Here is a 23,490-nt window from a genome sequence, read left to right on the forward strand (position 1 = left end):
CCGAGTGCCCTGCCGGGCCGGGTCACATCGTCAGCGCGGCCACGGCGGCACGGTAAATGGTCTGATCGATCGCGCCGAGATGTTCGGCGCAAGCGGCTTGCGCCTTCTCCCAGAGCGGGTACGCCTGTGCCAGGACTGTGCGACCTTCGTCGGTAAGCAGGATGCGTCTCACGCGCCTGTCGTCCGCATCGGCCTCGATTCTTAGCAGCCCGCGTCGTTCCAGGGGCTTCACGTTCGCGGTGATGGTCGTGCGATCCATCGCTAGGGCCTGTGCCAGCACGCCGATGGTCGGAGCCTCGTCTCGGACGAGCATCATCAGCAGCGTAAACTGCCAGTTCGAGAGACCGGTCGGGCGGAGCGCCGCGTCATAGCGCCGGCCAATGGCGCGTGCCGCCTTCTGAGCCGCGAAGCTGAAGCAGGCTTGTTCGACCCCGGCCGCGATCTTTGGAGTGAGGACCGGATGTCCGGCCATGCGAGATTTCCCTGGAGTGTTGATACCAACGAGATAATGGTCCTGCGGGTTTTGTACAGCCCCTGCCAAACGAGACCTCCTCGGAATATAATTGATATCAACCTATGTGCGGACGCGCACCGCAGGCCACAGCGCTACGTTTATATCAACGTTATTGCAACGGGCCGAAGCGTCGGGTCATCGGAAACCTCCCCCGACGAACGCTCACCGAACAGGACGTCGTATCATGACCACTCGCTCCACCTTCATCACCGGCGCCATCCTCACACTCGTCGCCGCTGCCATCGTTCCTGCCAAGGCCGAGCCGGCGAGGTCGTTCGACGCCTGGGGGCATCGCTTCACCGTCCCCGGTACCCAAGCGACCTTGACCGCACCCGCCACCAACTCGCCGAACACCGCTTCCATCGTGCCGAAGCGGTCCTACGCATCCGCCAAGGCGAGCGCAGAGGCCGTGGACGCTCCGTCTAAGCCATCGATCCGCACGCTCAATATCTGGGGTGCACGCGTCGATGCCCCCCGCTACTGACGGCAGGGCCGAGAACGACGTCGAAGCTCCACCTCATCGCTGGCGGTCGGCGTCCATCGGCTGCCGATCAGAGGCGCCTCGGCTTCGGGACATAGGTCTGAAACCCTTGGTGAAGTGACAAGCCCAGCCGATGACGAGACAGGGTGAGACATCCCATCCTGTCTCATGCTTTCCAGCGACGTTTGCGGATCGAAACGGCTGAAGACGTAAACGGCCGCACGGTCCAATTGGAAGCATCGCATTGATACGGTCGATATCGGATATCGATGCTATCTGTTTGATGAATGTTGCGCCGCAAAATATATCGGTCTCACGAAACGGGGCATCGGCCCCGAAACATCAGAGGGATCAATATTATGACCGTTCGTAGCCTTGTCCTCGCCGCTCTCGCCTCCGCCACCCTGGTCGGTACCGCGACCGCTGACGAGCGCATCACCGTCACCCCCACGCTCTATCGGGAGCAGGCCCGCGTCACGGCCGCCGTGCGTCCGGCCTCCGAGCTGACCACCACGCCGTCCCTGACCTCGCGTGCTCCCGCGACCCGGCGCATCGTCGCCGAGATCGTCGACCCCGCGACCCGCTAAGGCCGCCCCCCGTGAGCGGGGCCGGAGCAAAGGCGTGCATCAGCGCTCCATGGGGTCTGCCCCATGGAGCGTTTTGCTTGTCGAGCCCACCGAATGCGGGCGCTCAGGCGCTCGCCTGGCTGACGAACTTCGTCGTCAGATAGGCCTCGATCGCTTCCGAGCCGCCCTCGCTGCCGTAGCCGGAATCCTTGATGCCGCCGAAGGGAGTTTCGGGGAAGGCGAGGCCGTGATGGTTGATGCCGAGCATGCCGCTCTCGACCCGAGCGGCGATCTCCGTCGCGCGGGTGGCCGAGCGCGTATAGGCGTAGGCGGCGAGACCATAGGGCAGCCGGTTGGCCTCGGCGAAGGCGGCCTCGTCGTCGGAGAAGCGCTGGACCAGGGCCACGGGGCCGAACGGCTCCTCGTTCATGATCCGCGCGGTGAGCGGGGTCTCGGCGAGCACGGTCGGTTCGAAGAAATGGCCGCGGTTGCCGATGCGCTTGCCGCCGGTGCGGAGCTCCGCGCCCTGCGCTACGGCATCGGCCACCAGGGATTCCATCGCCTCGCGCCGGCGGGCATGGATCAACGGCCCCATCTGGGTCTCGGGATCGAGCCCGTCGCCGACCCTGATGCCCTGTGCATGCGCCATGAACCCCTCGACGAAGCGGTCGTAGACGGAATCGTGGATGAGGAAGCGGGTCGGCGCGACGCAGACCTGCCCGGCATTGCGGAATTTGTTGGCGCCGAGCACCGAGACGGCCTTCTCCACATCCGCGTCGGCGAAGACCAGGGCGGGGGCGTGGCCCCCGAGTTCCATGGTGATGCGCTTCATGTGGCGCCCGGCCAAAGCCGCGAGCTCCTTGCCCACCGGAGTGGAGCCGGTGAACGAGATCTTGGCGATGACCGGATGCGGGATCAGGTAGGACGAGATCTCGGCCGGATCGCCGAAGACCAGGGACAGCACGTCACCCGGCACCCCGGCATCAAGGAAGGCGCGGACGAGTTCGGCGCAACTCGCCGGCGTATCTTCCGGCCCCTTCAGGATCACCGAGCAGCCGGCGCAGAGCGCCGCCGACAGCTTGCGGACGGCCTGGTTGATCGGGAAGTTCCAGGGCGTGAAGGCGGCCACGGGACCCACCGGCTCGCGCAGAACCATCTGGGTCACGCCCGACACGCGGGCGGGGATGATGCGGCCGTAGGCGCGTTTCCCTTCCTCGGCGAACCAGTCGATGACGTCGGCGGCGGCAAGCGTCTCCACCCGCGCTTCGGCCAGCGGCTTGCCCTGTTCCAGCGTCATCGTCCGGGCGATGTCGTCGACGCGCGAACGGAGCAGATCGGCGGCCCGCCGCATCACCTTGGCGCGATCGAAGGCCGCGACCCTGCGCCATTCGGCGAATCCGCGACGGGCGGCTTCCAGGGCACGGTCGAGATCGTTGCGCGTCGCCACCGCCACGGTGCCGATGGCGTCGCCGGTGGCGGGGTTGAGGACGGGGATCGTCCGCGCGTCGGAACCGGGCGTCCAGGCCCCGGCGATGTGAAGGGTCACGTCCGTGTCGGTCATCGGCGGCTCACGCTCTCGAAGGAGCATGGGTTGTCCGCCCTTCGCGCCGACGCCGCAACCCTCCGTGCCGCAACCCTCGGGAGCGGTCTCAGGCGGCGATGCGGACCCGCGCCTCGTCGGCGCCCTTCACCGTCACCGTGCCACCGCGCGTCGCCTGCAGCGTGCCGCCGCGCGGGATCACGATCCAGCCCTCCTTGCAATCGTCGATGGGCTCGGAGACCACTACGAGGCCGGTTTCGGTCTGGCGGTAATAGAGGCTCGGCGGGCGGCCGTCGCAGGCCCAGCGATAGGCCGTCAGGGTCTCGCCGTCGGTGACGACGGAGGTGAAGCGCAGGGCCTCGGTGATTCCGGCCGCCTGCATCAGGTCGCGGACCGTGGAGAGGGTTTCGGCCATGGCGCCGATCGGGTCTTCGGCGAGGCCGTTGGCCAGCGCCAGGAGGAAGATCGCCTCGGAATCGGTGGTGCCGCGCCGCGCTTCGTAGAGCGCGTCCGGGATCAGGGCCTCGATCCGCCGCTTGATGCGATGATAACCGCCGATCTGGCCGTTATGCATGAACAGGTGCCGGCCATGGGCGAAGGGATGGCAGTTCGCCCGCGTGGTGGCCGTGCCGGTGGAGGCGCGGACATGGGCGAAGAACATCCGCGCGCGGACTTGCTGGCAGAGGTTGACGAGGTTCTCGTCCGACCAGGCCGGGCAGACGTCGCGATACTGGCCCGGATCGGTCCGTTCGCCGTACCAGCCGATGCCGAAACCGTCGCCGTTGGTCTCCGTCTTCGCCTCGGTGGCGTGCAGCGACTGATGCACCAGCGAGTGCGTCGGCGCGCAGACGAGATCGGTCAGGAAGACCGGATCACCGCTATAGGCGAGAAAGCGGCACATGACTGAGCAACAACCCCCTGTTTCGGCACCCCTCCCCGGATCGGGAAACAGAAACCGTTCCATGATCCAGCTTGACGGTCGTTGAACTGTAACATTCGATCTTTTGCGGTGAACAGATCGTTAATGCGTTGCGGTATGCCTGAACCTTGTGCGTCTGCGTAGACGATGTGCAGAGACGCTCGATTTCGCGCATTCTCGGATCTTAGGCTGCCACCAAGCCCGCTTTGAGGCGGTTCCGCTTTTTATGGAGCGAGAGGCGCATGGCCGTGGCGGCGGCTGGCACTCTTGCCGATCCCGGCGAGGCGGCGCAGCCTTCGAACAATCGAATCATCGACCGGGCGCATGACGCCCTGTGGGGCCGCGATCGCGCCCGCCCCCATTCCAAGAAGGAGACCTCATGAATCATACCATCCACTCGACCGCCGACACCGTATCGCCAGCCCAGATCGACGGCCCCGTTGCCCTCGTGGTTGAGGACGACGCGGCGGTTCGCGACCTCGCCGCCGCCATTCTCGAGGAAACCGATCTCGACGTGATTGCCTGTGACAGCGCCGAGGCGGCCATCGGCGTTCTCGAGCGCAAGGGCATGAACGTCGCCCTGCTGTTCGCCGATGTGCGCCTCGGCGGGGCCATGGACGGCATCGCCCTGGCGCGGACCGTGGAGCGGCGCTGGCCCGATGTTCGGATGGTCCTGACCTCGGGCTACGACGAGCGCAGCACCGGTCGCCTGCCCGAACAGGCCATTTACATGCAGAAGCCCTGGCGCGCCCTCGATGTCCTGATGGAAGCCGAGCACGCCTCCGCCGCCGTGGGGATCGCCTGAAACGACAGAATGCCCGGCCGCATCGGCGCCCGGGCATTCTGAGAGATGGGACGGTAGCGCCAGTAACCGCGTTCGGGGCCGATACGGGATCGGCCGCCGGTCGGTCTTACGAGGCGACGTTGGCCGAGGGAGCGGCGCTCGGAGCGAAAGGCGAACCGCCCGGACGACGCGGCGCACCGGCGCCGAAACGGGGCTTCGGCTTCGGAGCGGCGATCAGGCCCTCACGGATCGCGGTCTTGCGGGCCTGCTTGCGGGCGCGGCGCACGGCCTCGGCCTTCTCGCGAGCCTTGCGCACGGAGGGCTTCTCGTAGGCCTTGCGCTGCTTCATCTCGCGGAAGATGCCCTCGCGCTGCATCTTCTTCTTGAGAACGCGGAGTGCCTGGTCGACGTTGTTATCGCGAACGAGTACCTGCAACGGACTTGATCCTTTAGAGACGTATGTTTGTCGGACGGCGCCCTCTCCGAACGCCCCCGCCTGTCCGACGAGGGCAAACCGCCAATAGCCCCATACCCTGGATCGCTCCAGGGAGGGACCTGTGTGTGACGGTCTCGAATCGACGCTGAAAACTCACTTGGGGCAGGCTCATACACCAAGCGGACACGAGTTCCAACCGCTCTCGGTTAAATCCTGAGCCGGACCCGCATCCTCATGCGTGCGACTGGATGAAGTTGCGCACGAGCGGGTAAGTCTGGCCCTCCCACTTGCGGCCGGTGAAGACGCCGTAATGGCCGACGCCCGCCTGCAGGTGGTGGCTCTTCATGTGCGGGGGGAGGCTGCCGCACAGGTCGTGCGCCGCCATGGTCTGCCCGACGGCGCAGATATCGTCGCGCTCGCCCTCTACGGTCATCAGCGCGGTCTTGCGGATGGACCGCATGTCGATGGGATTTCCGCGATAGGTCAGTTCGTTCTTGGCGAGGGTGTAATCCTGGAACACCGTCTGGACGGTTTCGATGTAGAACTCGGCCGCGAGGTCGAGGACGGCAAAATACTCGTCGTAGAACGTCTCGATCTGGTTGGCCTTGTCGGCCTCGCCGTTGGCGAAATGCCAGAACAGGTCGGCATGGCTCTGCTGGTGGCGCTTGGCGTTCATCGAGACGAAGGCCGAGACCTGCATGAATCCGGGATAGACCCGACGGCCGGCCCCCGCATGACGCTGGGGTACGGTGGCGATGAGGTTCTTTTCGAACCACGCGATCGGCTTCGAGGTGGCGAGCTTGTTCACCGAGGTCGGGCTGATGCGGCAATCCACCGGCCCGGCCATGAGCGTCATGCTGCGCGGATGCGCGATGTCTTTCGACTGGGCCATGACGGCGGCGGCGGCGAGCGCCTGGACCGCCGGCTGACAGACCGCCACCACATGCGAGCCCTCGCCCATCACGCCGAGGAACTGCACCAGGTGATCCACGTAATCGTCGAACCCGAACGGACCGTCGGCGAGCGGCACGTCGCGGGCATTGTGCCAATCGGTGATGTAGACGTCGTGGTCGGCCAGCAGGGTCCGCACCGTGCCGCGCAGCAACGTGGCGAAATGGCCCGAGAGCGGCGCGACGACGAGCACCTTGGGCTGCTCGGAATCGATGTCCTTCCTGAAGCGCAGAAGCGTCCCGAACGGGGTCGAGAACGTCGCCTCCTCGCTCACCGACACCTCGCGGTTGCCGACCCGGACGCTGTCGATGCCGAAGGCGGGGCGGGCGAAGGTCAGGCCCGCGCGCATCATCATCCGGGCGCCGGCCGACCACCAGTTCATCGGCGCCGCGTTTCGCGACCCGACCCAGGGCGATACGGCGTCGTGGACGAGCTTCCCCCAGGAGCGCGTGCGCTGGGCAAGGTCGGACTGCACTTCGAAGGCATCGTAGAGCATGACGCTCGAACTCCTGCGCGAACGATCGGATAGCGGGTCATTCGCTTCGTTGTGCTCAACCGCCGGGATCGCCTCCGACGGTGGTCACAGCCCGCTAGGCTGAGCCACGGTTGCGCGCAACGCAATCGGCTGCAGGTACGATCTGTAATAAATGTTGTGAGAATGCATCACTGTCCCATCGACGAGACAGGAAAGGTTTTTCTCCTTCGGAGAGGGCCGGTTCGATGCGGCACGAGACTTGGATGCCCCCTGCACAGCTCGGGCCGAAAACCTTATGGACGGTCGGGGATGAGAAGACAGGGGATGGACATGCCAGTCGCCACGCTCACGATTTCGAGCCGGAACTACTCATCCTGGTCGCTCCGGGGATGGCTGGTCTGCCGCATGGCCGGGCTCGATTTCGAGGTCGAGGTCCTGTCCGGTGACGACGAATCCTCACGGGCCGAGCTTCTACACCTGTCGCCCTCCTTCCTCGTGCCCCGCCTCGTCCATGGCGAGATCGAGGTCTGGGATACCCTGGCCCTCTCCCAGTATCTCAACGAGACCTACCCCGATGCGGGCTTCCTGCCGAAGGATCCGGTGGCGCGGGCGCGCTGCCGTTCGATCTCGGGCGAGATGCATGGTGGGTTCATCAACCTGCGCTCGGCCCTGCCGATGAACCTCAAGGCCCGCCACACCAATTTCAAGATCTTCAACGGAGCCAGGGGCGATATCGAGCGCGTCATCACCATCGTCGAGGATTGCCTGGCGCGCTACGGCGGTCCGTTCCTGTTCGGCACGCGCCCGAGCCTCGCCGATGCCATGTTCGCGCCGGTCTGCACGCGGTTCCAGACCTACGACGTCTCGCTGCCCCGCAACGTCGCGGCCTATCGCGACACCATCCTGGCCTGGCCCCTGATGGTGGAATGGAGCGAGGCGGCCGCCGCCGAGCCCAACGAGATCGAAGAACTCGACATGGAGTTCTAAGGGAGACCCCCGGCGTGTAGCCCCCCGGTGCCTGGGCGTGGATGCCGGGCACCGGGAGGGACCGCCCTTACGTGTTGAAGTCGAACAACAGGGCGCTGGCGCTCGCGCCGGACGCCTTGGCACCGGAGGCGGCGTAACCGGACGCACTCGTCTGCGATTCCTGGAGCGTCGTCATGAAGCTGTCGAGAAGCTCGCTGACGCCGGCCGACATGTCTGTCGAGGATGACGCGCCTTGTGCCTCAACCTCGGATGGCGGCGGGCCGGCTGGTCGAGCGCCCGCGCCACCTGCGTCCCCAACGCCTCCCCTGCCCGACGCGTTGGCTTCGAACAGCGTCTTCAGGGTCTCGGCCTGATCGGTGGTGAGGTCGCCGCTGGAGACCTGATCCTCGATGAGGCTGCCGATCGTGTCCTCGATCTGCGACGGGTCGAGGCGTGTGCTCGTTCTGCCGGTCGCGTTGGAGCTCTCGCTCTTGAGGCTCGAATCGATGGAATCGAGGGCGTCGGTGAGAGCGGTGCCGTCGGTGGCGCTGATGCCGCCGGTGGAGACCTCGCTGGCGATGGCCTGCGCGACCGGATTGCCTCTGGACGGCGGCGGACGCTGGGCCTGGAACGTGGCGGAGGTCTGAGTGGAACTGACAGATGTCATGGCGCGGTCGCCTCGGTCGAATGCCGTCGCGGGGAGCTCGCGACGGGTGTCGAGAGAGCGACACCCAGGGTTAAGCGGACCTTTCCCGCGCCCGGCACAAGAGTTTCGCGATGTTTCGAACCCACGTTCCGAAACAGTCGAATGCCAAAATCAGGAAATGACCGGGGCGACGGTCCCAGGGTTCGTTGATGGAGACGCGCGCAGCTGCCCTCCCTGAGCGACGGCGAGGGGCAGGTCGATACGGGCCACGAGGCCGCGGGGGGGCTTGTTCGACAGGGTCAGCCGGCCGCCATGCCCCTCCACGATGGCGAGAACGATCGACAGACCGAGGCCGAAGCCGCTGGCCTCGTTGAGATTCCGGGCCCGGTCTCCGCGTACGAAGGGCTGCACCATGGCGTCGCGCTCGGCCTCCGGAATGCCGGGACCGTCATCGGACACTTCGAGAGCCACGCCCTGATCCGACGGGTGCATCGTCAGCCGCGCCGCGCCGCCATACTTCACCGCATTATCGACGAGGTTGACGATGGCCCGCTGGAGCTCGTCCGCCCGGCCGCGCACGAGGACGTGCCGCGTCTGTTCCACACGCACGTCCGCGCCGACATCGGCGAAGCCGTCGCACACGGTCTGGACCAGGGAAGCGAGGTCGACGAGAGTCTGGGTGCCCCCGGCCTGACCGTCCCGGACGAAGGACAGGGCGGCGTCCACCAGCCCGTTCATCTGGTCGAGATCGCGCAGGGTCATGGTGCGTGCGTGATCGTCCTCGATGAATTCGGCCCGCAGCCGCAAACGGGTGATCGGGGTGCGCAGATCGTGGCTGATCGCCGCCAGCATCTGGGTTCGATCGTCGATGAGGCGGCGGACGCGGCCGCGCATCGTGTCGAGGGCGCGGGACACGGCCATCACCTCCTTCGGCCCGTTCCGGGGCAGCGCCACGAGGTTCATGCCCGTGCCGAAGGCATCGGCGGCCTCGGCGAGTTTCGCCAGCGGAGCGGTCAAGGCCCGCGTCGCCCAGATCGACATGAGCGACAGGGTGATGCCGAGGAGGACGAAGGTGAAGATGATCGGGCCGGGGCCGAACGGAGACCGGACGTCATCCGGCAGGGTCGCGCGCAGGCTCGCACCGGACGGCGTCGTGATGCCGATCCGGATGCCACTGGCCGTCTCCGGCACTTTCCCCGGAGACGAGAGATCGGTGATCGTGAGGGGCCGTCCGAACCCGTCGCGCATGCGCTGGACTATGGGATGGTCGGCCTGCCCGTCCCGAGTGCCGGGGGCGGGAGTTTCCGGCGGGGCCGCTTCGATCTGCAGGCCGGGCAGGCTGCGTGCCGCATCCTGCAGCAGGCGCGGCCGATCCCCCGGCGGAGCGGCATCGAGCAGGCGAACGATGGTGGCCAGCCGTGTCGCGGCTACGCCCGGATGGTTGTCCGGGTTCCAGGGTTCGCGCAGCATCAGGAAGGCCAGGGTCGCGACCGCATGGCTGACGACGATGGCGGCCACGCTGAGCATCGCGATCTGGCCGGCGATACTGCGGGGCGGAAAGCCGAGGAGGCGCCCCCACCGGCCCTTCGTGGTCGCGCTCATGATCGCGTCACCACAGGGGTGAACAGGTAGCCGCCGGAGCGGATGGTGCGGATGATCTCCGGGTTGCGAGGGTCGGCCTCGATCTTCTGGCGGATGCGGCTGATGAGAACGTCGATGCTCCGCTCGTATGGGCCAGCGGCCCGTCCCTGGGTCAGGTCGAGGAGCTGGTCGCGCGAGAGCACCCGGCCGGGTCTCAGGCAGAGCACGTGCAGCAGGTCGAATTCCGCCCCCGTGATGGTGATGCGGGCGTCGTCCGGGCTGAGGAGCTGACGCAGGGACACGTCGAGGGTCCAGTCGAGGAAGCGCAGCCGGCGGGCGCCATCGTCGCCGGCAGCCTCGGCGCTCGCGCCCCGCCGCAGGATCGCGCGAATGCGGGCGAGAAGCTCGCGCGGGTTGAACGGTTTGGCGAGGTAATCGTCAGCCCCGATCTCGAGCCCGACGATCCGGTCGATCTCCTCGGCCTTGGCGGTGAGCATCAGGATCGGGATCGAGGACCCCGCGCGCAGGCGCCGGCACAGGCTCAACCCGTCCTCGCCCGGCAGCATCAGGTCGAGCACGATGAGGTCGACGCGCGCATCCGCCAGCGCCTTGTCCATCTCGCGCCCGTCCCCTGCGAGGCTCACCCGGCATTCGTTGGCGCGGAGGTAGCGCGCCACCAGGGCGCTGATCTCGCGGTCGTCCTCGACCACGAGGATATGGGGCGTGGCGGAATTCGTCTGCGTCATGTCTCGTCCATCCGGTGGCCGTTTATGACGCCTCGGCGGAGGGATTCGAAGGGGATACCGAGATCAGAATTGTAAACGTCTGTTTCGGTCCGGTATCCGGGACACATTCGGCAAATGTCATCGCAAAGACGCTTGCGTCGACTATGCTCTACCGCCTGTGAAACCCGAAATAGCCGCCATCGGCGTCGTAAAGCACGTCGAAGCCATTGAGGAAGCGCAGGCCGGTATTGACGAAGGGCTCCGGGCGACGGGTGTTGAGGGTCACTTTGCCCGGCGAGAGTCGGGACTCGTCGCCGATGACGATGTCGTAGGCCGCCGCCGGTTCGGAGCCTCGTCCGGGAAAGGTGAAGCCGAGGCGGGTGCCGGGCAGGAACTGGCTTCGGCCTTCGTCATCGGAAGTGACGGCACCGTCCACGGCCCCTGTCGGCAAGGTCAGGTACATCGCCGACACGCCCGTATCGACGAGCGCCCGGCCGCAGGCGCCGGGTGCCTGGCCGTTCACCGTGATGCAGACCGGGACGCCCTGCCATTCGCCGGGAATGTCGGGGTGGGGATCGAGCTTCACGAAGCGGATGCCGCCGCGCGTATTGGCTCCGGTGAGACCCGCATGGATGCCGTCCCGCGTCACCACGTAGCCGCGCCGTGCGGGGCTCCTGCCGTCAGGGGCGAGGTTGAGGAGCGGGTTGGTGTCGGGCGTGCTCTGGCTCTGCGAGTCGCCCTCCCGTCCGAAGCCGATGCCCAACATAGCCACGTGGCCCGGCATCGTCTCCGGCGTGCAGGCGCGGGCGTTGTTCGTGCACGCGATCTCGGTGACCGCCAGGACGGGGAGCGGTGAGGTGGTCACGCTGGCCCCGTTGCCGCCGACGAGCGTGACGGGCAGCGTCACCCAGCGTCCGATCATGATCCGCCCGGAACTGCTGTAGGTGAGCCGTCCGGGCCGCGACGGCATCGTCTCGAAGCCGGGGATCCGGCTCGCCGAGACGACGATGCCGGTGGAGCCGGTATCCATCAGGACCGGGCGCACCTCATCCCCGAAGGACAGGCCGAGGCGCGGCGAGCGCGTGATCTCGGCGCCATCCTCCCCCGCGTTGAGGTAGGAGAGATACGTGCCCTGACGGAAGCCGTCGTAATGCGGTCGCTCGTCGGCGGAGGCCGGGTTGGCGGATGTGCTCAAGGCGGCCATCCCAAAAGCAAGTGCGGCAAGCGTTGCCTCATTGGGCGATCGGGACCCGCGTCCCGCGGCGCGGATGCGGTGCTTGAGGCCCTCGATCATCATTCACCCCTCCGACACGCTGGTAAAGCGGCGGCGGAGCCCTCGTCTCGGTGCCACCGCTTGTCGGTTAAGCCTTGGCAGACAACCACTTAAGGGACACTTACACAGATCGGTGCGCGTCAACCGCCATCTCGTTCCGCGGCGGCGGCGACGGCCCTGGCCACCGAGGCGATGGTGGCGCTGCGCGCCTCCGGCGACGTCTTCGCCCCGGTCAGGTAGACCGTCAGGACGAGGGGAGCCCGGCGCGGCGGCCAGATCACGGCAATGTCGTTGGCCGTGTCGTTCTCGCCGGATCCGGTCTTGTCGCCGATGCGCCACTCCTTCGGCAGGCCGGCGCGCAGCCGCGCATCGCCGGTGCGGCAACCCACGAGCCAGGCGGTGAGAAGGGCTCTCGATGAGGGCGAGAGCGCATCCGCGAGGACGAGGCGCCGGAGCGTCTGGGCCATGGCCAGCGGCGTAGTGGTGTCACGCGGGTCGCCGGGCACGGCCTCGTTCAGATCCGGCTCGATACGGTCGAGGCGGGTCGTCGCGTCGCTGAACGCGCGGATCTGGGCGGTGAGTCCGGCCGGGCCACCCATCGTCCCGAGGAGCAGGTTGGCGGCAGTGTTGTCGCTGAGCGTAACGGCGGCCTCGCAGAGTTCGGCGAGGGTCATGCCCTCGCCATCCGCCCTCGGTCCGCTCATGGGCGAGTAGGGCACGACCTCGCTCGCCGCGTAACGCAGCCGCCGGTCGAGACTGTCCTCGCCCTGGTCGATCCGCGCCAGCACAGCACCGGCCGCGAGAACCTTGAACGTACTGCACATCGGGAAGCGCTCCGCCCCGCGATGCGCCGCCTGGGTGCCACTGCCGGTATCGAGAAGACCGATCCCGAGCCGTCCGCCGCTCGTCGCCTCGATCTGCGCGAACCTGTCGGCAAGATTCTCCGGAAACGAAGCCGCGGCAAGCGCCGGTCTCCCCCCGGCGAGAAGATGTCCCGCTGCCCAGGCGGCTGTGCCGAAGGTCCAATCGCGTCGGGTGACCATGCGCATCCTTGCCGGTCCGTCGAATCGGCGGTGACCATGGCGACCGGTTTGCGGTCCCATCGTGGCGGATCGAACGTGGTTTTGGCGGGCCGGACCGCGAATTCCTCGGCCGTGCGCCTTGCCTTCGGATTGCCTCGCACGCCTTCGATTCTTATCTGCTTACCTCAGGTGCCGGCGCGATGTCCGACGCGGGCCTCGATCTCGGGAGACGACGATGCAAGGCTCTAAGGACGGCGCGGGCCGCGGCTCCAACCGCTTGTTCGACGATTTCGCCCGACTCATGACCGATGCCGCCGGTGCGGCGCAGGGCGTGAAGCGTGAGGCGGAGACCGTGTTCAAGGCGCAGGTCGAGCGGCTGATCCGTGACATGGACATCGCCACCCGCGAAGAGGTGGACGTGCTGCGCGATCTGGTTTCGGCTCTCCGCACCCAGAACGATGCTCTCGCAGCCCGCGTCGCCGTGCTGGAGGGCCGGCTCGGCACGCAGGAGCCGCCGCCTCCGCCAGCGACATCGGTCTGATTCGCGGACCCCGAGTCCGGTCTAAGCTTGTGCACAGGAAGGAACGGTGGAAATCCGCTTTCCTGTTCACCGGTCATCGGGAGCGCTTTGAAACGCGAGTCCGCCACGGTCTATAGTGAGTGAAGCACTGATTCGCTTCGCCCCCGGACCCGACCTTCGACCCTTAAGCTTCCTCTCGATCACGCTGTGTCTTGCCTGTGCGCGGATTCAGCTTGGGGATGGGAAATCCGGAAGGGGATTGATTGTCGTTCACCATTATCGGCGCCCCTTTCGGGACGCCTAGCTGGACCGCTATGACCCAACTTCACATCGAAGGCCTCGACCGGAACGAGCACCCCCTCGACATCGTCGAGCGGCTCGCTTCCCTTCGCGATTGGATCTTCGACCGGGCCGAGACCGACGAGATGTCGGTGGCCGTGGCCGGCCGCTGGTCCGACTATCACGTCGCCTTCACCTGGATCGAGGATGTGGAGGCCCTCCATGTGGCCAGCGCCTTCGACCTGAAGGTGCCGGCTCACCGCCGCACCGAGATCCTCACCCTCATCTCCCTCGTCAACGAGCAGCTCTGGGTCGGTCATTTCGACCTGTGGTCCACCGACAGCGTGGTGATGTTCCGGCATTCTCTGCTGCTCACCGACGGTGCCGCGCCGACCCAGAGCCAGTGCGCGATGATGTTGAAATCCGCCGTGGATGCCTGCGAGCGCTACTATCAGGCGTTCCAGTTCGTGCTCTGGGCGGGCAAGTCCGCCCGTGAATCCCTGGATGCGGTCTTGTTCGAGACCGAAGGCGAGGCGTGAGCATTCCATCTTCCTCCGCCCTGCCCGCCTCCCTCACCCTGGTTGGGGCGGGCAAGATGGGTGGCGCGATGCTGGCGGGCTGGCTCGCGGGCGGACTCGATGCCGCCAGGACATGCGTCGTCGATCCGCATGCCTCGCCCGAGATGGTGCGGCTCTGCGAGAGCCATGGCATCGCCCTGAACCCGAGTGACCTGCCGACCAACGATGCGCTGATCCTCGCGATCAAGCCGCAGGGGCTGGAGGGTGCGGCCGGCCTCCTCGATGGGATGATCACACCCCATACGCTCGTCGTCTCTATCCTGGCGGGCAAGACCATCGGCGACCTGCAGGGCCGCCTGCCCTCCGCGCGCGCCATTGTCCGGGCGATGCCGAACCTTCCGGCGAGCATCGGCCGCGGGGTCACCGGCGCGGTGGCGAATGCCAACGTCTCCCCGGATCAGCGTGACCAGGCCGATGCCTTGCTCAAGGCTGTCGGGGGCGTGGAATGGCTCGACAACGAAGCGTTGATCGACACTCTGACGGCTTTATCCGGTTCCGGCCCGGCCTATGTCTTCCTCCTGGCAGAGGCGATGGCCGAGGCGGGTGTGGCGGCTGGGCTGCCGGCCGACATGTCGGCACGGCTTGCCCGCGCCACGGTGTCAGGGGCCGGGGCGCTCCTGTCCACCAGCCCTCACGATGCGGGACAGTTGCGGCGCGACGTGACGTCACCGGGCGGCACCACCGCGGCGGCCCTCTCCGTGCTGATGCGCGAGGGCGGTGTGCCGGACCTGATGCGCGAAGCGGTCGCCGCCGCGAAGCTGCGGGCAGGCGAGCTCTCTGGCTGAGCCGCCCCCTAACCGATCCGCCTGCACAACCTACATGATAGGGAACAGACACGAGGATCGAACGACCATGGCAAACACCACAGGTGCGAAGCCCGAGGGTGGTAATGAGACCGGCGGCAACGAGACCGCTGGGACGGACATCGCCGTCGCCGCCCCGCAGCACTCCCCGCGTGAGGCTGCCGTCGAGGCGCTGATGCGGCTCGCCGCCGTCCAGCCCTGGAACGACATCGAAATCGGCGACATCGCCCGCGAGGCCGGCCTGTCCCTCGCCGAATTCCGCGACCTGTTCCCCTCCAAGGGCGCGGTACTCGGTGGCCTTTCGCGGATCATCGACCGCAAGGTGCTGGAAGGCGATTCCTCCGACCTCGCCGAGGAGCCCACCCGCGAGCGTCTGTTCGACGTGCTGATGCGCCGCCTCGATGCGATGACCCCCTACAAGGACGCCCTGCGCCGGATCTCCTACGCCCTACGCGGCGATCCGCTCTCCCTCGTCGCGCTAAACGGCGTGGCGCTGAACTCGCACCGCTTCATGCTGGCTGCGGCCGGCATCAACACCGAAGGGCCTCTGGGCCGGCTGAAGCTGCAGGGCGTGGTCATCGCCTTCGCCCGCACCGTCGAGGTGTGGCTCGACGATGACGACCCGGCCCTCGCCCGCACCATGGCCCGCCTCGACAAGGAGATCCGCAACGGCGAGCGTTTCATGGAACGGGCCGACGATGCCCGCCGCCTCACCGCGCCGTTCCGTGCCATCGGTCGGTCGCTCCTGGAGCGCGGCGCCCGCCGACGCCGGGGTACGCGTCCCGAGGACGAGGTCGGCCAGCAGACGATCTGACGGAACGCTTTCCCTCCCCCCTCTGCGGGGGAGGGTGGGCCGCGAAGCGGGTCGGGAGAGGGGAGCGCCATCTCCGGAGAGGTCGCCCCCTCTCCCGCCTGCTCCGCAGGCACCCTCTCCCGCAGAGGGGAGAGGGTGGATTGGGCGCAAACGAAAAGGGCCGCCCCACCGGGCGGCCCTTTCCTGTTTCAGGAGTGAATCATTCAGCCGCCGATACGGTTGGCGAGGACGGCCGAGTGGCCGTGCTGGTTGGCGATGTAGGGCAGCGCCTGGTTGGCGAATTCGCGTCCCTGTGCGTTGTCGCCGTTGCGCGAGTAGGACTCGTAGAGGCCGAGGGTGCGGGCATCCGAACGGGCCTGCTGCTGCACGAAGGTACGGTCGAATTCACGGCCGGTGCGGGCATTCTTCAGGCGGTCGATCCGGGCCTGACCGTCCGGGCCGATGGCGACGCGACGGCCGGGCTCACCGGGGGTGTTGTCGACGAGGCCGACGCCGCCGAGCACGCCGCCGACGATCCGTGACGCGATGGTGGCCGAGATCGTCACCGGGGCGAGGACGACGCCGACCGGGTTGTCGAAGCGGGTCTCGAAGGGCTGGCTGTCGGAGACGACGGTGCCGCCGGCGGTCAGCGAAGTGCCCTCGGGCAGCAGTGCCTTGGTGGTGGCCTCACGCTCGACCAGCACGTTCTTGGCGTAGTTGCGGACGTTCGGGTTGCGCGAGCGCTCGAGGGCGATGCGGCTCGACTCGATGCTGACGGCATCCGAGCGCAGGGCGGCGGCGCGGAACGAGGAAGTGTCGCGGGCCTCAGGGGCGTTGGCGTCGAACTGGGGCGCGACACGGATACCGAGGGGCTCCTGCGCGAGCGCCGGGGTCGTGATCGCCGCGACGGTGAAGCCGAGGGCGGCGAGAAGCTTGGTGTTGATCATGGCGGAGGTTGTCCTCACACGCCCTTACGGCGTTTGGTTGAAAGACCGTTTCGTCCGGCATGAACGTTTCGTTAACGTGACGGTTCCTGCTTGAAGGGCATGGCTGTGGTGCGGTGCGGCATGCTTCACCTATTTGTGACATGGCTATCGTTCGCCCTCCTACCCGATCACCTCGTCCTGAGGCACCGCGAAGCGGCCTAGAAGGAGAGTCCCAGAATCCACCGCACGAACTGGAGGGCTCCGCCTTGGAATAAGGTGAGAGAGCAGCACAACGTTCAATGCGCCTCCTCCCAGTTCCCCGCCGCCTGCGCCTCCACTACCAGCGGCACGCGCAGGGTCAGCGCGGGTGCGGGCGCCTCGACCATCACCCGGCGGATCACCGGCAGCGCCTTCTCCACCTCGTCCTCGGGTGCTTCGAATACCAGTTCGTCGTGCACCTGCAGCAGCATGGTCACGTTGAGTTTTTCCGCCCGCAGCGCCTGCTCCATCCGGACCATGGCCCGGCGGATGATGTCGGCGGCCGAGCCCTGGATCGGAGCGTTGATCGCCTGGCGCTCCACGCTCGCCCGCTCGTTCGGGTTGTTCGAGCGGATCTGCGGATAGTGGCAGACGCGGCCGAACAGGGTGGTGACGTAGCCGAGGTCGCGGCAGAGCTTCTTGGTGTCGTCGATATAGGCGCGGATCCCGGGGAAGCGCTCGAAATACTGCTTGATGAAGGCCGAGGCCTCCTCGCGGCCGATGCCGAGGCGGTCGGCGAGCCCGAAGGCCGAGATGCCGTAGATGATGCCGAAATTGATCGTCTTAGCGCGCCGGCGCAGGTCCGAGGTCATGTCCTTCAACGGCACGCCGAACATGGCGCTGGCGGTGGCCGCGTGAATGTCGACGCCGTCTTCGAAAGCTTGGCGCAGCTGCGGGATATCGGCGATGTGGGCGAGGATGCGCAGCTCGATCTGGCTGTAATCGGCCGAGATGAGCTTCCTGCCCTCCGGCGCCACGAAGGCACGGCGGATGCGCCGGCCCTCCTCGGTGCGGATCGGGATGTTCTGCAGGTTCGGCTCCGAGGAGGAGAGCCGGCCGGTGGTGGTGGCTGCCAGCGAGAACGAGGTGTGGACCCGGTCGGTCTCCCGGTCGGCATGCTGCTGCAGCGAATCCGTATAGGTGGATTTCAGCTTGGCGAGCTGGCGCCATTCCAAGATCTTTTTGGGCAGTTCGTGCCCGGCCTGAGCCAGTTCCTCCAGCAGGGTGGCGGGCGTCGCCCACTGGCCGGACGGCGTCTTCTTGGCGCCGGGCAGGCCCATCTTGCCGAACAGGATGTCGCCGATCTGCTTCGGCGACGAGACCTGGAAGCGCTCGCCGGCATCCTCCTGGATCTCTTCCTCCAATCGCACGAGGATCTGCGAGAAATCACCCGAGAGCCGGCTCAGCATGTTGCGGTCGACGCGGATGCCCGCCGCTTCCATCCGGGCGATGACCGGGATGAGGGGGCGTTCCAGGGTCTCGTAGACCGTCACCCGGCGCTCGGCGACGAGGCGCGGCTTCATCATCCGCCACAGGCGCAGGGTCACGTCCGCATCCTCGGCGGCGTAGGCGGTGGCCTTGTCCAGAGGCACCCTGTCGAAGGTGACCTTCGCCTTGCCGGTGCCGGCCACGTCCGAGAAGGTGATCGGCTGATGGCCGAGATGGCGACGGGCGAGTTCATCCATACCGTGCCCGCCCTTGCCGGCATCGAGCACGTAGGAGATCAGCATCGTGTCATCGAACGGCGCGATCTCGATGGCGACGCTTTGGCGCCGGAACACCAGCCAGTCGTACTTGATGTTCTGGCCGACCTTCAGGACGCCCGGATCTTCGAGGAGCGGCTTCAGCGCCGTCAGGGCGGCATTGATCGGGATCTGTCCGCCGACCGGGCTGAACTGCCCCGTGGCCGCCTTGGCATCGCCGAACAGGTCGCTCGCCTCGGATGCAGCCACCGGTTCCAGATGGGCGAGGGGGATGTAGGCCGCCCGCCCCGGCGCCACCGCCAGGGAGACGCCGACGAGGTTGGCGTTGTTGGCGTCGAGGGAGTCGGTCTCGGTATCCACCGCCACCACTCCGGCCTCGCGTGCCTCGGCGATCCAGGCCGCCAATTGGTCGAGGCTGGTGATCGTCTCGTAACCTGTCGTGTCGATGGGGTTCGTCGCCTCGGCCGCGCGCAGGGCAACGAGGCCGGAGGGCGTCGGTTCTGAGGGGCCGCGCGGCTTCGCTTCGCCTTCCGGCAGGTTCAGGTCGGCAAAGGGATCGACCTCGCCGCCTTGTGCCGCGGCCTCGAACGGGGGCGCGTCGGCGCCGTCCGACCCCGGCAGCAGGGCCGGATCGGGCTTCACCTTCTCGGGGTCCACATGCAGCATCGAGGCGATGCGGCGGGTCAGGGTGTTGAACTCCATCGCCTTGAGGAAGCCGACGAGCTTCTCGGGGTCGGGCGCTGGCAGGCGCAGGTCGTCGAGGGCGATGGGGAGCGGCACGTTCTCTTCCAGCGCCACCAGCCTCCGAGAGAGCTTCGCCTGGTCGATGCTGGCGAGAAGGGTCTCGCGGCGCTTGGGCTGCTTGATCTCGCCCGCCCGCTCCAGCAGCGCGTCGAGGCTGCCGTATTCCTTGATCAGGGCGGCGGCCGTCTTGAGGCCGATGCCGGGCACGCCGGGCACGTTGTCGGACGTGTCGCCGATGAGCGCCAGGGCGTCACCGATCTGGTTCGGCTGCAGGCCTTCCCATTTGGCGATGATGGCGTCGAGGTCGAGGTTGCGCTCGGGCCGATGCCCGGGCTTGCCCTTCACGCCGGATTCGAAATCGTAGAACCGCACCAGCGGCCCCACCAGCTGCATCAAGTCCTTGTCGGAGGACACGATGATGACGCCGGCCCCGCGCGCCTCGGCCTGGCGCGAATAGGTGGCGATGAGGTCGTCGGCCTCGTAGCGCTCCAGCTCGATGGGTTTGAGGCCGAAGGCGCGCACGGCCTCGCGCATCAGCGGCATCTGGCGCTTGAGGTCGTCCGGCGCGTCGGGGCGGTGGCCCTTGTAGTCGGGGAAGAGCTCCTTGCGGAACGAGCCCTCGGACTTATCGAACACGATGGCCAGATGCGTCGGCTTGATCCCCGCTGCCCCGTCCTGAACGAACTGGGCAATCTTGGTGCAGAACAGCCGGACCGCCCCCGTGGGCAGCCCGTCCGAGGGCCGGGTGTTGTACTTCTGGTCCTGGTTGATCGACTGGAAGTAGGCCCGGAAAATGAAGGACGACCCGTCCACCAGGATGATCTGATCGCCGGGGCCGACGGGGGCGGATGGAGAGACAGCGTTCATCGTGAGAAAAAGGCCAAGTTCAGGAGACGAGAGCGAGCGCGCTCAGGAGGCAGAAAAAGCGTCGCGTTCGGCGATGCAGGCATGACGTACTTCGCCGAGCCGCTCTTGGACGGCAGCCCAGACCAGATCCAGCTCTACCTTGTGATAGGGATGTCGATAGACGTTGCCGACATTGGCGATCGATTGCCAGGGAATGTACGGGTTGCGCAGCTTCGTTTCCGGATCGAGGCGGCGACTGGCCTCGGAGATGATCTCGAGACAGCGGATGACAGCGTAGACCGTACGTTGGTCAGCGATGAACGTATCGAACGTCATTCCAGCCGTGAAGTGCTGAGCGGCGTCGATATTGTCGATGATGTCGATGATCGCATCGCGGACGCGTTCAGAACGCATGAACGGCATCTCGTTCGGCCCGCAGACGGATATGCGGTTTCAGAGCATCACGGCTGGCGACGTCCACTGCGACCGGAAAAAGCGCCTCGATGAAGTACACCAGGCCAACATAATCGTCGACGTCACGAATGGTCTCTCGGTCGAGAACGACCATGACGTCGACGTCGCTTGAACCGATTGCCTCTCCCCGCGCCGTCGACCCGAACAGCGCAGCATGACGGACGCCGCGTAGGCGTAGCTCCGCCTCGTTCTCTCGAAGAATTCCGATGGCGATGCCGCGATCCATTCGGCGACACTACTTCAAATCGCGGGCGCGCTGAAGGGCCGGGTGGAAGTGTCGCGTGCCGGAACGGCGGATTCCAAGACCGCGTTTCAGCCTCGTCCTCCACAGTTTCGGAATCCTACCGCATGATCCCGGTCCGCCGCTCGACCTGCCTCGCCCTGACCCTCGCCCTCTCCGCCGCCCCGCTCCCGGCCTTTGCCCAGGCGCTGCAGAACCCCGGCACGGCGACGATCGAGGCCCATGTGGTGAAGGCCGCGCCGCTGGAGGCGACACCGGAGCGGATCGCCGCTCTGAAACTCCCCGCAGGGTTCAAGATCGAGGCCTTCGCCCGCGATCTCGGCGCGCCCCGCGTCATCGTCGTGGCGCCGGACGGGGCGCTGTATGTCAGCGACCGCGACGCCGGCACGGTCACCCGCATTGATGCGACCGACGCGGCCAAGCGCCAAGTCGTCCTGAAGAAGCCGGATGTGCACGGGCTCGCCATCCATGACGGCACTCTGTTCTACGTGACGGTGAAAGAGATCTTCTCCGCGCCGATGAAGGCCGATGGCAGTCTCGGCCCCGAGACGAGGCTCGTCGCCGACCTTCCCGATGCCGGCCAGCATCCAAACCGCACCATCGGCTTCGGGCCGGACGGCTGGCTCTATGCCAGCCTCGGTTCCACCTGCAACGAATGCGAGGAGCGCAACCCCGAGAACGCCACCATGGTTCGGATGAAACCGGATGGGTCGGGCCGGGAGATCGTCGCTTCGGGCCTGCGCAACACCATCGGTTTCGCCTGGGAGCCTGGGACGAAGGCCCTCTATGGCTGGGACGACGGCGTCGACTGGCTCGGAAACGACGCAACGCCGGAGGAGCTGAACCGGATCGAGCCGGGCAAGAAGTATGGCTGGCCCTACATCTTCGGTGCCGGGATCAAGAACCTCTACCGTGAGGTCCCGAAAAGCTCGCTGGAGCAGTGGGACAAGGACAGCGAGCGGCCGCTTCTCACTTGGACGGCGCACGCCTCTTCGATGCAATTCGCCTTCTACGACGGCGCGCAATTCCCGGCCGAGTACAAAGGCGATGCCTTCGTCACCATGCACGGATCATGGAATCGCAAGCCGCCGAGTGGCTACGAAGTCCTGCGCGTGCATTTCGAAAAGGGCCTGCCGACGACGATCACCCCGTTCGTGTCGGGCTTCCTCACCGAAGGCGGCCCGAGCGGCTGGTCGCGTTTCGCCCGGCCCTTCGGTCTGGCGGTCGCCAAGGATGGAAGCCTTTTCCTCGGCGACGACCAGCACGGCATCATCTACCGGATCAGCTACAAGGGCTGAGCGGAACTCAACTCGCGGCGCCCACCGTATCCGCCATGCGGGCGTCGCGAGCTCCCAAGGGCTCCTCGTGTCCGATAGTGGTGTCGGCCTCGGTCTGGTGCTCCATCTCCGCATTGATCTCGGCGCCGACGAGGACGATGGTCGTCGAGATCCAGATCCAGGTCATGAAGCCCACGACCGCGCCGAGGGAGCCGTAAGTCTCGTTGTATTTGCCGAAATTCGAGACGTACCAGGAAAAGCCCAGCGACCCCGCGAGCCAGAGCACGCCCGCGATGGCGCTGCCCCAGGTCACCCAGCGCCAGCGCGGCGCGTCGCGGCTCGGACCATAGCGATAGAGCACAGCGAGGCCGGCCAGCACCGCGAGCAGCAGCACCGGCCAGCGCAGGAGCGAGATGTACCAGGCCTCCGCGCTGAGACCGACGATGTTGATCACCGCCGGCACCACGACGATGCCCACCAGGGCCAGCACGATGAAGAGCAGCGCCCCCGCCGTGAAGGTGAGCGAGCGCAGGTTGAGCCAGAAGAAGTTCCGGGTCTCGCGCTCCTCGTAGACGATGTTGAGGGCCTGGAAGACCGCTTTCATCCCGCCATTGGCGCTCCAGATCGACAGGGCGAGACCGGTGAAGAAAGTGAGACCCAGGGTGGTGTCACCCTTCTCAGCGATGCGCTTCACCTGTTCGCCGATGATGTCGAGAGCACCGGACGGGATCACGCCCTGGAGGTTCTGCAGGTGATCGTTGATCGTCGATACCTCCGCCACCAGACCGTAGCAGGCGACCAGGGCGGCAATGGCCGGGAAGATCGCCAGCAGAACGTAGAAGGTCACGCCAGCGGCCACCGAGACGAGGTTGTTCTCGCCGATATCGTGGAAAACCCGAAGACCGATATCCTTCCAACCCTTGGCGGGGATTTCGGACGGTGTCGACGCCTGCCGCCCGCGTTCGGTCTCCGTCCTGGCGACGTGCTTGGCGTCCCTTCCCTCATGGGAGGGGGAGGGCTCGCTCGTGCGCGGGGCGGAGGGAGACCTGTCCGACGATGACCCGGACGGGGATGGCCGCGTGCCCTTCCGCGGCAGGACGACGAGACCGACGAGCGCGGTCACGAGCCCCAGCGTCCACAGGGTGGAGCCGGATTGCCCAGCCCCCCCCGCTCCCGCAGGGTCATGATGTGGTTCGGCCATCGGCGGTTCGTCCTGTAGAGCGGAAAGTGAATTCAATTCCCTGCGACAACCTTCCGCCGCCCAGAGAGTTTCATGCACGGTCCCCGACCGTCTTTCAGCGGACGAAGTCGGTGAGGGAGAGCCGCAGACGCGCTGTCCGGCATGGTGCGTGCTCTCAGGCACGGACTGTCAACCCGTCTGCGGTTAT

At 66.7% G+C, this 23,490-nt stretch carries 25 protein-coding genes; 10 read left to right on the forward strand and 15 right to left on the reverse strand.

Annotated features, from left to right (window positions below; genetic code table 11):
- Positions 1-22: 22 nt before the first annotated feature.
- The gene (locus ASF32_RS11625; protein ID WP_056428138.1) at positions 23-472 is read right to left on the reverse strand and encodes a MarR family winged helix-turn-helix transcriptional regulator; all 450 of its coding nucleotides are present in this window, start codon (positions 470-472) and stop codon (positions 23-25) included.
- Positions 473-698: 226 nt separating this feature from the next.
- On the opposite strand from ASF32_RS11625, the gene ASF32_RS11630 reads away from it, so the two are divergent.
- Positions 699-998: a hypothetical protein gene (locus ASF32_RS11630; protein WP_056428142.1), complete on the forward strand. Its 300-nt coding sequence runs from the start codon at positions 699-701 to the stop codon at positions 996-998.
- 356 nt (positions 999-1,354) lie between these two features.
- Positions 1,355-1,582: a hypothetical protein gene (locus tag ASF32_RS11635; protein WP_082470407.1), complete on the forward strand. Its 228-nt coding sequence runs from the start codon at positions 1,355-1,357 to the stop codon at positions 1,580-1,582.
- 103 nt (positions 1,583-1,685) lie between these two features.
- Here the strand turns inward: ASF32_RS11635 and ASF32_RS11640 are convergent, their stop codons facing one another.
- Complete coding sequence (locus ASF32_RS11640) at positions 1,686-3,122, reverse strand: NAD-dependent succinate-semialdehyde dehydrogenase (RefSeq protein ID WP_056428145.1); 1,437 nt, start codon at positions 3,120-3,122, stop codon at positions 1,686-1,688.
- Between the two features lie 88 nt (positions 3,123-3,210).
- Complete coding sequence (locus tag ASF32_RS11645; RefSeq protein WP_018045521.1) at positions 3,211-4,002, reverse strand: class II glutamine amidotransferase; 792 nt, start codon at positions 4,000-4,002, stop codon at positions 3,211-3,213.
- A 260-nt stretch (positions 4,003-4,262) separates the two neighbouring features.
- Here ASF32_RS11645 and ASF32_RS25285 point away from each other — a divergent pair, with 260 nt between their 5' ends.
- Both ASF32_RS25285 and ASF32_RS11650 read left to right on the forward strand, forming a co-directional pair.
- A complete protein-coding gene (locus ASF32_RS25285; protein WP_156467770.1) occupies positions 4,263-4,403 on the forward strand; it encodes a hypothetical protein in 141 nt (46 codons plus the stop codon).
- Entirely contained in the window at positions 4,400-4,825 is a 426-nt protein-coding gene (locus tag ASF32_RS11650; protein ID WP_056428148.1) for a response regulator, read from the forward strand. Before ASF32_RS25285 ends, ASF32_RS11650 begins: the two co-directional genes overlap by 4 nt.
- Before the next feature lie 106 nt (positions 4,826-4,931).
- On the opposite strand, the gene rpsU is transcribed toward ASF32_RS11650, so the two are convergent.
- The gene (gene rpsU, locus ASF32_RS11655) at positions 4,932-5,240 is read right to left on the reverse strand and encodes a 30S ribosomal protein S21 (RefSeq protein WP_056428151.1); all 309 of its coding nucleotides are present in this window, start codon (positions 5,238-5,240) and stop codon (positions 4,932-4,934) included.
- Between the two features lie 232 nt (positions 5,241-5,472).
- Positions 5,473-6,687 (reverse strand): polyhydroxyalkanoate depolymerase, encoded by a 1,215-nt coding sequence (gene phaZ / locus ASF32_RS11660; protein WP_056428155.1) that lies wholly within the window; start codon positions 6,685-6,687, stop codon positions 5,473-5,475.
- A 309-nt stretch (positions 6,688-6,996) separates the two neighbouring features.
- Here phaZ and ASF32_RS11665 point away from each other — a divergent pair, with 309 nt between their 5' ends.
- Positions 6,997-7,653 (forward strand): glutathione S-transferase family protein, encoded by a 657-nt coding sequence (locus tag ASF32_RS11665; RefSeq protein WP_056428649.1) that lies wholly within the window; start codon positions 6,997-6,999, stop codon positions 7,651-7,653.
- Positions 7,654-7,720: 67 nt separating this feature from the next.
- On the opposite strand, the gene ASF32_RS11670 is transcribed toward ASF32_RS11665, so the two are convergent.
- The 5 genes from ASF32_RS11670 to bla form a co-directional block, all read right to left on the reverse strand.
- The gene (locus ASF32_RS11670) at positions 7,721-8,299 is read right to left on the reverse strand and encodes a hypothetical protein (protein ID WP_056428160.1); all 579 of its coding nucleotides are present in this window, start codon (positions 8,297-8,299) and stop codon (positions 7,721-7,723) included.
- Positions 8,300-8,449: 150 nt separating this feature from the next.
- Positions 8,450-9,880, reverse strand: a complete 1,431-nt coding sequence (locus ASF32_RS11675) for an ATP-binding protein (protein WP_056428165.1) — start codon at positions 9,878-9,880, stop codon at positions 8,450-8,452.
- Complete coding sequence (locus ASF32_RS11680) at positions 9,877-10,605, reverse strand: response regulator (protein WP_056428170.1); 729 nt, start codon at positions 10,603-10,605, stop codon at positions 9,877-9,879. The genes ASF32_RS11675 and ASF32_RS11680 overlap by 4 nt, the downstream gene beginning before the upstream one ends.
- A gap of 148 nt (positions 10,606-10,753) precedes the next feature.
- Complete coding sequence (locus ASF32_RS11685; protein WP_056428652.1) at positions 10,754-11,788, reverse strand: hypothetical protein; 1,035 nt, start codon at positions 11,786-11,788, stop codon at positions 10,754-10,756.
- Positions 11,789-11,997: 209 nt separating this feature from the next.
- On the reverse strand, positions 11,998-12,900 hold the full coding sequence (gene bla, locus ASF32_RS11690; RefSeq protein ID WP_056428172.1) for a class A beta-lactamase: 903 nt from the start codon (positions 12,898-12,900) through the stop codon (positions 11,998-12,000).
- A 214-nt stretch (positions 12,901-13,114) separates the two neighbouring features.
- Here bla and ASF32_RS11695 point away from each other — a divergent pair, with 214 nt between their 5' ends.
- The 4 genes from ASF32_RS11695 to ASF32_RS11710 all read left to right on the forward strand — a co-directional run bounded on the left by ASF32_RS11695 (position 13,115) and on the right by ASF32_RS11710 (position 15,873).
- Positions 13,115-13,420 (forward strand): accessory factor UbiK family protein, encoded by a 306-nt coding sequence (locus ASF32_RS11695; RefSeq protein WP_056428180.1) that lies wholly within the window; start codon positions 13,115-13,117, stop codon positions 13,418-13,420.
- A gap of 293 nt (positions 13,421-13,713) precedes the next feature.
- Complete coding sequence (locus ASF32_RS11700) at positions 13,714-14,217, forward strand: YbjN domain-containing protein (protein WP_018045511.1); 504 nt, start codon at positions 13,714-13,716, stop codon at positions 14,215-14,217.
- Positions 14,214-15,041: a pyrroline-5-carboxylate reductase gene (gene proC, locus ASF32_RS11705; protein WP_056428182.1), complete on the forward strand. Its 828-nt coding sequence runs from the start codon at positions 14,214-14,216 to the stop codon at positions 15,039-15,041. The genes ASF32_RS11700 and proC overlap by 4 nt, the downstream gene beginning before the upstream one ends.
- A 67-nt stretch (positions 15,042-15,108) precedes the next feature.
- The gene (locus tag ASF32_RS11710) at positions 15,109-15,873 is read left to right on the forward strand and encodes a hypothetical protein (protein WP_056428185.1); all 765 of its coding nucleotides are present in this window, start codon (positions 15,109-15,111) and stop codon (positions 15,871-15,873) included.
- Between the two features lie 203 nt (positions 15,874-16,076).
- Here the strand turns inward: ASF32_RS11710 and ASF32_RS11715 are convergent, their stop codons facing one another.
- From ASF32_RS11715 to ASF32_RS11730, 4 genes are all read right to left on the reverse strand, one after another.
- On the reverse strand, positions 16,077-16,799 hold the full coding sequence (locus ASF32_RS11715) for a DUF4142 domain-containing protein (RefSeq protein WP_056428189.1): 723 nt from the start codon (positions 16,797-16,799) through the stop codon (positions 16,077-16,079).
- A gap of 275 nt (positions 16,800-17,074) precedes the next feature.
- A complete protein-coding gene (gene polA, locus ASF32_RS11720) occupies positions 17,075-20,131 on the reverse strand; it encodes a DNA polymerase I (RefSeq protein WP_056428191.1) in 3,057 nt (1,018 codons plus the stop codon).
- 42 nt (positions 20,132-20,173) lie between these two features.
- Positions 20,174-20,524: a HepT-like ribonuclease domain-containing protein gene (locus ASF32_RS11725; RefSeq protein WP_244478102.1), complete on the reverse strand. Its 351-nt coding sequence runs from the start codon at positions 20,522-20,524 to the stop codon at positions 20,174-20,176.
- On the reverse strand, positions 20,514-20,810 hold the full coding sequence (locus tag ASF32_RS11730; RefSeq protein WP_056428199.1) for a nucleotidyltransferase domain-containing protein: 297 nt from the start codon (positions 20,808-20,810) through the stop codon (positions 20,514-20,516). The genes ASF32_RS11725 and ASF32_RS11730 overlap by 11 nt, the downstream gene beginning before the upstream one ends.
- 122 nt (positions 20,811-20,932) lie before the next feature.
- Between ASF32_RS11730 and ASF32_RS11735 the strand changes: the two genes are divergently transcribed.
- Positions 20,933-22,123 (forward strand): PQQ-dependent sugar dehydrogenase, encoded by a 1,191-nt coding sequence (locus ASF32_RS11735; protein WP_056428200.1) that lies wholly within the window; start codon positions 20,933-20,935, stop codon positions 22,121-22,123.
- Positions 22,124-22,130: 7 nt separating this feature from the next.
- On the opposite strand, the gene ASF32_RS11740 is transcribed toward ASF32_RS11735, so the two are convergent.
- Complete coding sequence (locus ASF32_RS11740) at positions 22,131-23,303, reverse strand: YihY/virulence factor BrkB family protein (RefSeq protein WP_056428203.1); 1,173 nt, start codon at positions 23,301-23,303, stop codon at positions 22,131-22,133.
- Between the last annotated feature and the right edge of the window lie 187 nt (positions 23,304-23,490).

It is taken from the genome of Methylobacterium sp. Leaf91, from assembly GCF_001422815.1.
Lineage (GTDB): Bacteria > Pseudomonadota > Alphaproteobacteria > Rhizobiales > Beijerinckiaceae > Methylobacterium.